This is a genomic window from Nostoc sp. MG11 (genome assembly GCF_014904695.1).
Taxonomy (GTDB): Bacteria; Cyanobacteriota; Cyanobacteriia; order Cyanobacteriales; family Nostocaceae; genus Komarekiella.
Window position 1 is genome coordinate 1 of record NZ_JACXXN010000039.1, and the last position, 12,784, is coordinate 12,784.

The following is a 12,784-nucleotide window of genomic DNA, read 5'->3' on the forward strand; positions in this document are numbered from 1 at the left end:
CAATTCGCAATTCGCAGTTCGCAATTCGCAATTGCGGACGTAATTGTAAATTGATTCATTCAGGGATACAAGCCCCTCAATTCATTGAGAAAAAAAATCCGTAGTATCAATACTCAAGCCCCCGCCTTAAGGCGTGGGGTAATAATTGCGAATTGCGAATTGCGAATTGCGAATTGGTGTGACGAATCATTTATGTCTAAATCTTTAGTTTAATAGTTGAGCTTTTTAAATTAATTTGAAAATATAACCTACATCAAAAGCCAGCTATTCAAATAAAGGATTATTTAAAATGTTTGATGCTAATTCCGCCAAATTAGTTGAAATCCTAGACCACTTTGGGTTTACAAAGGGAAGTTTCACAGGTGAATTAGAACGCATACTTTACCTCCTCCCAGGATATGAAAATTATCGTCTAGGCTTTAGATGGGTTAAAGATGATAATTTTTGTTCCGATGCAATTGAAGTTACTTTAAGTAAATGCTGGGGTGGATTAATCATGGCCCAATGGCGTGTAGATTTATTTTTGTTTGGGCTAGTTTTGAGGCAAGCTCAGATGTTTGCTTCTGAATTGGAATCACTCGATGAAGTGGAGCATAGTTAAAGTTAAAACGTGCTTGTTTGAAGCCCCTAGTAGTTCGCTCTCGTGAACTGAGCTGGGCAAAGGGAAAGAGGTAAAGGTGTTTTATCCCTTCCCCCTGCCCCCTAGCTTCCCAAACACCTCGTTGAGAATTTGATTTACTTCGTCTTCTGTCGCTGGAGTATCCCAGGCTCCCTTAGATACCAAATTTTGTGTGTACTCTTGAATCCAAATCTTCAAAAACTCTTTTTGTTCAACTCTGGCTCCTCTGGGTAATATTATTGTGACTGGAACTTGATTGAAAACCAGACTGCAAACTTCGCACGTTCCCAGACCAGGAACATGAGTTTTGAAAATTCTGTTGGACATACTCGACTGTTGCGGCACAGTAACCAGAAGGGTCAACAACAACTGCTGGATATTGATACGAACAATTGTTTCTCCTTTCTGGGAAGTTGTTTGACCTCAAAATAATCGGCGTTGTTTAAACTTAACTGCGGGGTTAGTTTTTTGATTGAGTTTAAGAATGTTTGTTTCTTAAACTAAAACCTTAGTACTTAAAAAATCAAAAGATAGAACTTCGGAACTTGGTTGAAATAAAATAGAGGAATCGGTAATATAAGTTGTATCTCTTAATCTTTGGCGCTCCCACTCAGGATAAATGTAATTTTGCAACCAGCCAGTAAGCTCCCAAGAATACTTATTGTCTATCTGATTTAATAGTGCTATCGCATTCTTCTTGGATAAAAAATCAAACTTTTCTCCATACAACTCTAATGGAAAAGCCAGATTTTTTATCAGGCTTTCATATTTACTCACTCTGAAATTTGCTTGCGACTCCAAGCAATAGTTAATCACAGAAAAAGCTGCAACACTTAAATTTACAGCATTATCAGCAAATATAAAGCTCTCGCCATCTTTATTTGATTCATAATCTATAGGTAGCCAAAAATCTATACAATAAAACTGATAATTAGTAGACATAAATTACTTCATTATTTAAAATCATAGCCAAATTCCACCTTGTTTCCCTGGACTAATGAATTTAAATTAAATTGCTTAAAATGGAATAACAATAAAGGGAAACTGGGTTAAAAAGATACCAGATGTGCTTGCAGTTTGAATTCATCCTGTTAAAAACAGTACCATTATGCCTACTAGTTTATTTATATATCTAAAGGAGTAAATTGAAGGAGTTTATCGGAATTTTAAGTTATTTTTTATACTAAACATTGAAAAAATTAAGAAGTGCAGATGCAGCCTGGGAGCAACGCTAAAAAGTGAGATCATGGTGAAGAGAGCAGGGGAGGTAGGGGAGGTAAAACAATGAATAAAGAAGCAATCAAAGATCATAAAAATTTGGGGATTTATAAAATTGCCTTTGAAGCGGCAATGAAAATTTTTGAGCTATCAAAGAAGTTCCCTGTGGAGGAGAGATATTCGTTAACTGATCAAATTCGTAGATCCGACGCTCGAAGACTCGCTAACGCTTCGCTATCACGTTCTGTTTGTGCTAATTTAGCCCTTGAGCATGGAGACAAATAAGAGGACAAGGGGCAGGGAGCAAGGGAGGGGAATGAAGAGAAAAAATAAGGGGTTTCAAATATTAATCCCCCTGCTCCCTGCTCCTTTTCTCCCTGCTTCTTATGAAGCTGCTTTTATCGCTAAATTAAACGATTGTGTTCGCGGAGCGTGTCGTAGACAGGCTGAAGCAGCAGAAACCCAAACTGGGATTGAATTTGCTGTCAAATGCAACTACATGAATGTAGAAGTAGGACGAGAAGTTTATGCAAATTACAACCAAGTTTTATCCGGTTTGGTAAATATGATTAATAATCCATCACCTTGGTTGAGAAATCACTAATCCCCCCCTGCATCCCCTGCTCCCCCTGCTGTTTCAGCATCTCACAAAATCGAGTTGCTCCCATGCAGCCTTAGGTCTATCCTGCTCAAAAAGCCGCCAGAAAAGCATAAAGGCATTCAGTCTTTAATTAAACCCAAGAATAGAGGTGCATATCTTTTACCTGAAGGCTAGGAATGGCTGTAGTTGTGTGAAGATGTAGGAAAAACTAGAACCACTTCTTTGTGATATTAACTTACAGGATAATATAACCCCGTATTTTTATTAAATTCCCACCCCATACCCGATTTATCCTTGCCCTTACACCAAGCTACAAAAAGCGGTGGGTGCAGCTTATTTCGCTGTTCACGTATAGTTTCTACACTAACACCAAGTCTTGTAGCCAAACCTTCTTCGGTTAGCGGTTGAATTCTTTGAGTAGAGCGTTGATAATACGAATTGTTGTACGATTTCTTAGTTTGCTTGAGTTGATTATTCAGATAATCTTGAATTTTAAGAATTGCTTCAGTCAACTGTTTGATTCGGGCTGCCATCCCCTCAATTTTTCGCTCCAAATCAGCGAGATTAGGGATTGCTCCGGTTTCATTGCTATTAGATTCACTTAACAACTGTGACTCTAAATGAGCAAGTCGTGAGCAAATATCCAATATCGTTTGATTCGTAGCGTTGGCGCTATTATTACTAGCAACCAAGTACTCCTCCAAGTACTCCTCAACCCTTGCCTTAATCTTAGAATCCAGGCGTTTATCTAAATCATTGCTGACAATTTTATCAAGATCATCTAAAGAACCATCCAGGTAGCGTTTGATAAATTGGGTGAGCACGGCTGTTGCCGTCGTGTCTTTCGAGTTGCAACGGGCGATAAACTGCGACCACATCTTTTGATCACAGTTGAAAGATGCCAGTTTCTTGTTTTTCCCTGTTTGGCTCATATCTGGCTCATGTCTAGGTAAACCGGAACTGCCCGCGACCGAGTAAGCGCCAGGACTGGAAGATAGTTACCTAGACAGTACCATGATTAGTGCGTTATTCCCTGCCTAACCCCGCATCAATCATCTTCGCCAATGATTCTGCGTTGAATCTCGTGAGCGATTCCGCCAATTGCTGAAAATAACTGTATTGTTCGTAGGCATAATCGCTTGGCTCTAACTCCAAAAGTTGACAAAACTTAAAATAATCTGTCTGCCAGTTAAATTCTTCAATCGCCGTAGCAAATCTTTGGGCCAAATCCCTCGATTCAAAACTTGCTGCCGTTGGCTTGCCGTTATGATTGTAGGTACTGCCGCGCTCGGTCATACTGTTGCTACAAGATTGTGATGATAATATTTTTGTATTATTAGCGATTTTCCTCCGTCCCGCGTAAACTAAAAAATGCGGTGAAAATCACGGTGTATGGTAAATGAAGCGCGATCGCCACGGCAAAGCAAAAATTCTCAGTCACGAGGAAATACAGTTGCTATTTACCGACGGACTGAAAACGACCCGCGATCGCACCATATTTGCTACTGCCCTGTTCACTGCCGCGAGAATTAACGAAGTCGTCACTCTGCTCAGTGACGATATATATGATGGTAAGGGAGGGGTGCGATCGCATCTTACGATTCGCAAGGCCAACACCAAAGGAAAGTTAGCAACTCGCTCCATTCCGATTATTGAAAATCTGCAAAACCTGCTGATACAGTACTATCCCCAATCTGGGGAAGTATATTTATTCCCTGGCAGATATGGGCAGGGACACATCGCCTCAGATTCCGCAGCCAAGGCATTAAGAAAAGCATGTGCTAATGTTGGATTGCAAGGGGTAAGTACTCACAGCTTTCGACGTACCGCATTAACACAGATGAGTGATAATCAAATTCCGTTGCGCGTCATTGCTGAAGTTTCGGGACACCGCAGTTTAGAGGAACTTCAGACATACCTGGAAGTTCGCCCGGCACAACTGGTAGGTGCGGTTTCGTCCCTCGCAATACTGCTCCCGGTAGCTGAGGCAGTGAAAAGCGACTTTTTACGTACTGCAAACTCAAAAGTCTAACTTCTCTATATATAAGGTAAGAAAACTTGTCTTTGGCATAACTTGGGTCTTTTAGTTAGCTCTTGCGGGGAATGTAAGTAATATCCAGCTTCTCCACAGCTTTACGTTTCGTTTCTTCTCCCCGACGGTCATACTTGGAAGTTGTTGCAGGTGAGGTGTGTCCGGCTAACTTTTGCACAGTCACAATATCAGTTCCAGAATCTAGCAAGTCTGAGCAGAACGTCCGGCGGAAGTCATGAGGAGAGAATGGGTCTACGCCTGCTGAAGTTGCTCGTTTTCTCAAAATCAGTAATATCGCCTGGGGAGTCATGCGTCTTAACTGCACTTCTCCACCCTTGCGAATCGGACACAGTAACGGGCCTGGTTTCTTTCCCCGAACAGCAAGCCAGTCTCCCACCACAGCAGTTGCTACAGTTGGCAGATACACCGTGCGGTCTTTTCCACCCTTGCCACTACGCACTTCCAAACAATTAGTCTTGGCAAGAAAGTCTTTCAAGTCCAGGTTTACTGCCTCAGCCCGTCGTAACCCAGCCCCGCGCAGTATGGCAATCAGTGCTGCATCTCTTACTCCCTGCGGTGTGGTGTCATCCATGCACGCTTGCATCAACGCCGTAATTTCCTCTGGGGAGAGCGCCCTTCCCCTAAGTTTTTTTCTAACTTTCACCGATGGAAAATCCACAGCTTTAGCAAAATCAGTTGCGTCCATCAATTCTAGTCTATGCGCTTCAGTGAGAACTCGCCGCAAAGCACACAGCATTTTATTAGCTGTAGCCGGGGCGTATCGTCGCATCAAGGCAGTGCGAACCGCAGAAGTATGCTGGTAGCGCAAGGCTGACCAGTCTAGCGTCATCGCGTCACATTCTCCACTGGTTAACAAAGAAGCGATCGCATTTAGCGCTCCCTCCATCGTCGATTTTGAGCCTATTGCCAGCCCAGACAGATACACCGCCGCCGGGTGGAGAGTCAATGGCGGTGGAATGGTTAAGACCAGTGATTTAACTGTCTGGCGGCGCATTTACTTATCAGAACATACATTCTAGATAGTAATTTTCTCACCAATAGTGAATCGCCGATCGCTTATTTTCGTTAACATGGAACGCTAACGTCGTGACGAAGATATAACGCCTGCTTTTAGGAGTGAGTAGCCAGATGGCGAACGCTATGAAGATGTAGTGCATTCAAGCTCGATAAAACGTAACATTTTCTCCTCAAACTCTGTCAAATAAGGGCGCTTCAGTTCTCCCAGGTGTCTGAGAACAGCATCAGCAGCAGCTTCTAGATTGTCACTATCGCGCAGTTTGTTGATACGGGCGCTAAGTGATTGCATATCGTGGCATTCCGAATCGCTATAGTTCAGTGATTTCAAATGGTCTATCCTCACGGTGTATTCTCCATTCCACATTCTCAGGGTACAGCTAAAGTCATTGACTGCACTGACAATCGCCCAACACCCACCCTTGCCCCTCAGTTCAGGATTATCTTTAACAATAATCTGGCACACTTCGCCAATTTGGTAGGTGTTGGGTACTTGGGTGCGTTCCATAATACGCTGCACCACATCTTTGACAACCCTACCAGTTGGAATTTTTCCGCCAGCTTCTTGGACTGCGGCTTGCCATACCTCCCACTGTTCCTGTGGCTTTAGGCTTGTAATTGGTCGAACTTGTCCTTCACTGGTCGGCAGAATTTGTGTCCCATTTGTTGTCAAATCCTCAATCCCAGAATTTTGACAACAAATTGTTGTCAAATTTTCGTAGACATCAGCTGCGGCAATTAAGTAATTCGACTTTTGGCGACTGTGACCAAAACGAACGCGGCAGTAATCTTCAAAAGTCTTGTGAGTTGAACGATACAGTCTGCGGTCGCGTAATTGCATTAACGCTTTGCCAGCTTCATAAAATGCCCTTTCTACACGGCGTTCTAGATACAGGCGATCACGTTCTTCTTGCTGGCTCAACTCGTCAAAATTGTCTAACTCAACAGCGATATCGGCTCTTTGCATTTCCTGAAGCATAGTACTAACAGGCTCCAATTTGGGATTAAAAATTTGTGATCAAATCAGTTCAATAGCCCTCCATCGGTAGCACCTCCTCCGATAGCCACTGATAAAACTGGGGTACAGCTTGTTCAACTCGCCGCAGTTCATCTGCCGCTAGAGCCTCCAATTCCAGCACCGCCTGCCAGCGCAAATCGGAACACCATCGCTGAAGTATGCCTTTAATCGCATCTACCCCTTTAGCAATGCCATCTCTAAGCGCTTGTACACAATCAAGTAGAGGAGTCGATTCATTGAATTGCGTGGTATCCACCCCCCCCCATAGGGGGTTCCCTATAGCAATATAGGGGGGGGTGGATACGGGGGCTTGATTCGGGTCAAACTCATGCTGTAACTGTATTTGAGCCTTTTCTTGCCGTTTGTTTTGGCGATGAGCTATTACTGTACGAGCAAATTCCAATTCCTCCACAGCAAGTGAATAAATTTTCACTTGTTGACTGCGTGGCCCCTGCTTGCGACAAGCTAACTTGAGTCCCATCTGCTCTAGTAAAGTGGCCAGCAACCATATCGGTTCACATTCACCAGGGACAGTAAACCCAAGAATTGCTTTAATGTGAGCAGCGCAATCAACAGCGATCGCTCTCATGTTAACTAAGTCGCTGTCACTAGCGTTAACTTCCTCGCCTGCTACCAATCGCTTGAGAAGGTGATGCAAACCCAAGTTGAACCGTGCCAACCATTTTGCCGAATAATTACCCCAGTCGATGCACAGAGGTAAATTATCCCGTTGGCTGCGGTCTTTTTGGGTGACAATTGTTGGTGGTGCGGGGTATTGCTGTCCAGTCTTGGAGTCAACAATTGACTCATCGGGTTCTAATAGAATTGCTTCTAGAGAAGCGATCGCTCTAATTAGCCGACCGCCGTCATCTAATTCAACCAGTTCTGGGGTGACATCCATACCGTAGGAATCAAATATGCGAAACTTCTCACATTCAAAAACCTCCTGGGGTGTCAGGTAATCTTTGCTCTGACGGTGACGGTATTCACTCAAAGTAATATTGTTAGCTTTGGCAACAGCCGAATAATGGGCAATGTCCAGAGCCGATGCCGCAACTTTTAGACTTTCTAGAGATTGATGATCATCATCACTCCCCACTGATACTATGGTATTGCCCATTTCTGTAAGCAGCGATCGCAGGTCATCCCGCAGATTATTGAGAGAATAGTGACGGTTGGCTTGAATTTGACAGTAAGCTTCTAGCGCCCAGTCTTTTTCTGCTCCCCGCGCTCCTGTTTTGCGGTCAATCCGCAACAGAAAAGCAGTCATCTCGTTGGTTTGGAGCAATCGCTGTTTGATTTTTGTAGCGTTGGTATCTTTGTAACCGAAGGGAGGGCGAGGAGCCACCCAAACATGAAATGGAACTTTGGGGCGATAACGGTAGAGCTGTTGAGCGCATTCGGTTGCAGTTTGGGAAACGCCGTGAAATACACCAAACACTAAATCAAAATGATATTGGGAGATATCTACACCAGTTCCCAGGCTGGGGGAAGTCAGCAAGGCATCGAGATTTTTGACGGCGTTGGTAATATCTTTAATGAATGCAATGTTTTCCTCGCTGCCAGAATTATCGGAGTGAACAGACCAAATCCGTAATTTTGGCGATTGCTTGCTGTGAAGATCGCTTTTTTGAGAATGTGTGGCTGATGCTGAATCGCTCCCAGGTGCAGAAGAAGAATATATTTGCACGGTTAGAGATTTTTCAAGTTTCTTGATGAAACGCTTGGAGTCGCTGACTACCATGATTTTCTGTCCTGCCATCAGCGCCGCCGAGATTTGGGCGACTAGAGCGCTGGAATTATCCCCCTCGTACCAGTAAATTGTGCGATCGCCATTTCTCCATTCGTTTTTGACAATGTACGGGATTTCACCTTCTGGTCGCATAGCCCGAAAGAAGTCCACTGTCAGGTCATCCATGTGTGCGTCGGCAATTACCACCAGCGGCGCATTGTATACTATATATTCCAGCACTTCCAAGATGGCGGCGCGATGTTCTTTGCAAGTATTACTGTGTAGTAGGTGCGTGAGGTATTGGCAAGCCTCATCAATAAATATGCAACCGTAGTTTAAAGCTTGGGTATTTAGTTTGTGCAAGCTGTCGATGGTAATGCTGAGAGCTGTGGCTTTGGCTAACCCCACGTAACCCAAGTCTGAATACATGGCAGTCCCCAAGCGTTCGGCAAGATTTTTCAGCAGATTAACGCGATGCCCGTTGTTAAGAAATCTTGCTGAAGGATTTTGGTCACGCCACCAGCGCATTAGCTCGGTTTTACCAGTGCCCATGTCGCTCCATAAAATCACAAGTCCTCTCTGGGGAAAGCGGAAAGTAGAGCGGCCAGAGGTAGAGGAATACCGAGGATTAAGGGAAGGGGTGAACAGTTCTTCTGTTTTTATCTCATAAAGCTCTCCAATTTCGGAGCATTTTTCTTCCAGATCGCTCATGCACAAGGCTTGAGACAGATATTTAATATTGACTGTCACATCTGGTTTGTATTTGCTCAGTCCCCATTTTTTAGCCCGATATGAACGCTGGTAATCTTTAAGGCTTTTGGCATCATCAATGATCGCGCTCAGTAAGGCATTCGCATCCGCACCCCTTGACACCACAAAATCATCAACGCCTTTTTCTGGCCCTGGCAGCAATGCCACTTCACAAACACAACCTTGGGACTCGATTGCTCTACCAGTGCGAACGGTTGCTTGAAAAACTGACCAACGGGTATTGGAAGAAGTTTCGTAGTCAAATAATATAATGAACTTGCGTCCCGCCTGAGCCAATGGTACTAAGTCAGGATGCAACCGTTCATCAAAATCCAGCTTGCCCACGCGCCCGTTCCAAATTCCAGGGAGTGCGATCGCTACAAACCCTAGACTGAGTAAGCAAGCGGCTTTCTTCTCACCTTCGCAAAGTATTATCGGGATTTCTCTTTGAGCGATGACCCACTCCCAGAAGATCAGCGGCCGCAACAAGTCTTTTAACCGCAGCGCCAGGGGGGAGAGATATCGCTTGATGTTATACCTGCGTGCAACTTTGTCCCAGATACAATCAGCAACATCAAAATATGTGACGCGGTTGGCGGTTTTGGGGGGCGACTCGTACTTAACGGGTTTACCTTTGTGCCAATCAATGCGGGGGAAGTTCGGCTTTATCCGCCCCCACTCCATTGGTTGCCAATTTTTGAACGGGTCGAGGGATTGAATCCATGTCCCTCCCAGTAATAGATGCTGATACAGCTTTAAGTATGCGTCCGTGACTCGACCTGCATTTTTTCGAGGGAGCAGAGGGGATATAAAAAGGAAATCGTAAACTGATTCTCCTTCAATGTGGAAGAAGTTGCGTTCAATCAGCGCCGGATGAATCGCACTACCAACCGCTAGCTCATGGTACTCTGCGTCCGTGAGATTGTTTGGATATTCAGTTGTCGCTGCTTTCATCTGATGCCCCCGCCCGTTAGGGAGCGCTCTTGAAAGTTGGTAATTGCCAATTTTTCAAGAGAGTTACTATTGGCCGCTTCTTTAATTCCCCAGCCTAAAGAGTTTTGTTCCTTCTTCTGTCTAAAGAGAATATGGGTGCTGAAACTCTTAAGAGTTGACAACACTGTGCCAAACACAAAGTTTTGGTCACTCGAAATCAGCAGTAACAGCTCCGCTTGTGGGTTTAACTCCTGTACCGCCTGGGCTAACTGATTCTGTTTGATTAAGATTTGTTTGTAATCATTCGTATTACAAGCAATGATTGCGATCGCCGCCTCTGATAGGTGCGTGTGGTTCAAGTGATGCCAGAACCAGCTTGTCTGCGGTAGTACTCTCGCTCTTTGCAAGACATTTTTAAAGCGAGTTTCCTTGAAAGAGCTAATAATCCACTTCTCTAGGGTGTCGGAATTAAGGGGTAGAATGTGCGGGACACAGACAACCCCCGACAGCCTAACCTCGACACCCTCTTTTATTGGGCATTTGCCATTTATCACGTTATTTACCTCTGATTACTTGGTTGACAAGTTCAGAGGGGGTTTACTGCGCTGCTACAACTTTTAACTACGAAATTCGGGAGTTTTCTTTACAAAACTTAATACTTTCCTAAATTGAGGAATTTCAACAGCCAAAACTGCCACACAAAACTGGTCAGTTTCGTGTGGCTTCTCGTATAATACGAGAAGCAGCGGATTCAATCTCTTTCGACCAGTCAGTGGATAAAAGCCGTCAAACTTTATGCACCACTGCTTTGGTTTCTCTGAGATAACCCCGCTCTGAAATTATTTAATTTTTTGCGCTTGGACAAAGCGTTACTCCTTAGTACGTTTTGTCCTTTAAATTTTCTACTGTTGTATATCTACCTCCATCTTCCACTTCAACTAGCCTTGATCTTACAGAACTTCTGATCATCTGATATCTAACATTGTTTTGATTTTTGCTTTAGACCTCCATATTTATTAAAGATTGTTTGAGGGGTAATCTGAGGTTTGGTAGCACCTCTATGTAGGGTGGATTACCCTGTGTAATACAGTAAAAGCTTTTGCTCAAGATGCGATCGCTAAATTGGACGAAGCATTAGATGTATGCACTAATCCTTGCGGATCAGTTAAAATATACTTTTTAATTACTGGCTGGAGAGTAAAGCTAATTTCTTTAGTAACTGGGTCTTTGCTACTTTCGACTAACGACTGTTTTTCAAGCATTTCTAATGCTGTAACCAAGTCCGAGACAGAGATAGATGATTTACACTTTTGTCTTAGTCCACTCAACAAGTTATTAAAACTAATAGACGTTAAATTTAACGCTTCTTTTTCTGCTATATAAATCATAATTTGTTGCTGGAAATCACTTAAAACCTGACCAAACATATTATTAAGCATTTCTTTAAAACGATTGCTAACAAACGTGGTTTTATTTTCAAAAAATATTTCTGTACTACTAGCAAAAAAGTGATGGATTCGATTGACGACTGCTTTCATTTCGCCAGGATTGCCGCGATAAGTCTCAATTAATTCTTCACAACACTTCTTTTGCCCTGCCAATCCTTGCTCAGATAAAAACTGCATCGCTGCTTCAGTATCTAATCCTTCAAGTCTAAGATACTGAATAGGTCGATCAGCCTCTATAAAAACATCAAATTCACTAGGCCAAACTCTACTAGTCAAGAGAAAACAGCTTTGATGTTGCTCCTCTATTAAGCGACGAAAAAATACTTTGTATTCTGATGCCTGTTCGGAATTACTTATTTCAAATAAATCTTCAGATTCATCCAATATCACTAAACAACGTTGTGATTGCAACTGGTTAATCAACACGCTAATTAGTGCTTGAGTATACTTAGGCAATTTAAGCTCAGGTTCTGAGTTGGTAGTAAGCTCTATAAGATCTACTATTAGATCCTGTAGTAATGGAGCATGAGCGACCGATTTCCAAACTAAGCAATTAAATCTGGATGGAGATTCTTTACTAAGTTCTGCCACTAGCTTTGCAGCTAGTGCAGTTTTGCCAATTCCTGGGGATCCTATTAGTGAAATGCAGCGCTTCTTGACTATTAATTCTTTTAAGTGGCTCAGTTCCTCTATCCGCCCATAAAAACTAGATGTACTAGGTAGCTGATCTTCCCAGATGTATGCTATTTCCGTGCTAGGGAGTATTTGTTGTTCCGGGATTGAGGCGCATTCAGCATGATACTTTTTAGTAACCTGTTCTAAACAAGGACGTAGCTTCTTTTTAGTAATCCGTTCATTATTTCCAAGAGTTTCAGAAAGTAAGTCCCACAAGGGAGGAGCTATGCGCCTTTGCAAATAGTTAAGACTGTAAGGAGAGTTGTTTGCCATCTCCTCGTAATCATCGTCATTCCATGCTCCCTTTAAAACGGTAATTTCTACATCAGATAAATATTTACCTCTTTTGGCGTATACTAGGTCATTTACCACGAGTAAAGCTTGATCAAAAGTTACTCTTGCTGAAGAGTTTTGCCCTTTGCTCGATCCTTTTGGGATAAGAGAGGTAAGGACGGGTAAATTTAATCTCTGTGCAGCATTAAGATTCATAACTTTATAGTTGCTTTAGTGTGGAAGATATCCGCAAGGGATTGTTCGGGATTATGATTGATCTTGAAAGGTATTATATGCACTAATGATACTTTGACTTATTAAAACACAGTTTTTTCTTTATTGTAAAAAAGTATCATTTGAATTTCTAATGTAATAACTGGATTTTTCAGTATAATACAAAAAACAGTAATAAAATATACGCTTGTTAAAGCATGACTACTCAAGATTGTC

General features: G+C 42.9%; 11 protein-coding genes and 1 pseudogene. 3 read left to right on the forward strand and 9 right to left on the reverse strand.

Features of this window, described 5'->3' with window-relative positions; translation table 11 throughout:
• Positions 1-289 precede the first annotated feature (289 nt).
• Positions 290-601 (forward strand): hypothetical protein, encoded by a 312-nt coding sequence (locus HCR01_RS29855; protein ID WP_193199636.1) that lies wholly within the window; start codon positions 290-292, stop codon positions 599-601.
• 81 nt (positions 602-682) lie between these two features.
• Here the strand turns inward: HCR01_RS29855 and HCR01_RS29860 are convergent, their stop codons facing one another.
• Entirely contained in the window at positions 683-946 is a 264-nt protein-coding gene (locus HCR01_RS29860) for a hypothetical protein (RefSeq protein WP_193199637.1), read from the reverse strand.
• A gap of 168 nt (positions 947-1,114) precedes the next feature.
• Positions 1,115-1,561, reverse strand: coding sequence for a hypothetical protein (locus tag HCR01_RS29865; protein ID WP_193199638.1), 447 nt, complete (start codon positions 1,559-1,561; stop codon positions 1,115-1,117).
• A gap of 342 nt (positions 1,562-1,903) precedes the next feature.
• On the opposite strand from HCR01_RS29865, the pseudogene HCR01_RS40905 reads away from it, so the two are divergent.
• Positions 1,904-2,441, forward strand: a pseudogene (locus HCR01_RS40905) (four helix bundle protein).
• Positions 2,442-2,668: 227 nt separating this feature from the next.
• On the opposite strand, the gene HCR01_RS29880 reads toward HCR01_RS40905, so the two are convergent.
• Together HCR01_RS29880 and HCR01_RS29885 are read right to left on the reverse strand one after the other, a co-directional pair.
• Entirely contained in the window at positions 2,669-3,370 is a 702-nt protein-coding gene (locus HCR01_RS29880) for a hypothetical protein (RefSeq protein WP_226889721.1), read from the reverse strand.
• Between the two features lie 94 nt (positions 3,371-3,464).
• Positions 3,465-3,734, reverse strand: a complete 270-nt coding sequence (locus HCR01_RS29885; protein ID WP_193199640.1) for a hypothetical protein — start codon at positions 3,732-3,734, stop codon at positions 3,465-3,467.
• Positions 3,735-3,837: 103 nt separating this feature from the next.
• Between HCR01_RS29885 and HCR01_RS29890 the strand changes: the two genes are divergently transcribed.
• Complete coding sequence (locus tag HCR01_RS29890) at positions 3,838-4,470, forward strand: tyrosine-type recombinase/integrase (RefSeq protein ID WP_193199641.1); 633 nt, start codon at positions 3,838-3,840, stop codon at positions 4,468-4,470.
• Positions 4,471-4,525: 55 nt separating this feature from the next.
• On the opposite strand, the gene HCR01_RS29895 is transcribed toward HCR01_RS29890, so the two are convergent.
• The 5 genes from HCR01_RS29895 to HCR01_RS29915 all read right to left on the reverse strand — a co-directional run bounded on the left by HCR01_RS29895 (position 4,526) and on the right by HCR01_RS29915 (position 12,550).
• A complete protein-coding gene (locus HCR01_RS29895) occupies positions 4,526-5,485 on the reverse strand; it encodes a tyrosine-type recombinase/integrase (protein ID WP_193199642.1) in 960 nt (319 codons plus the stop codon).
• 144 nt (positions 5,486-5,629) lie between these two features.
• The gene (locus HCR01_RS29900) at positions 5,630-6,484 is read right to left on the reverse strand and encodes a hypothetical protein (RefSeq protein ID WP_193199643.1); all 855 of its coding nucleotides are present in this window, start codon (positions 6,482-6,484) and stop codon (positions 5,630-5,632) included.
• A gap of 49 nt (positions 6,485-6,533) precedes the next feature.
• Entirely contained in the window at positions 6,534-9,959 is a 3,426-nt protein-coding gene (locus HCR01_RS29905; RefSeq protein WP_193199644.1) for a plasmid replication protein, CyRepA1 family, read from the reverse strand.
• On the reverse strand, positions 9,956-10,492 hold the full coding sequence (locus HCR01_RS29910; RefSeq protein WP_193199645.1) for a hypothetical protein: 537 nt from the start codon (positions 10,490-10,492) through the stop codon (positions 9,956-9,958). Before HCR01_RS29910 ends, HCR01_RS29905 begins: the two co-directional genes overlap by 4 nt.
• Before the next feature lie 549 nt (positions 10,493-11,041).
• Positions 11,042-12,550 carry an NACHT domain-containing protein gene (locus tag HCR01_RS29915; protein WP_193199646.1) on the reverse strand — a complete coding sequence of 503 codons (1,509 nt, stop codon included), beginning with the start codon at positions 12,548-12,550 and terminating at the stop codon, positions 11,042-11,044.
• Between the last annotated feature and the right edge of the window lie 234 nt (positions 12,551-12,784).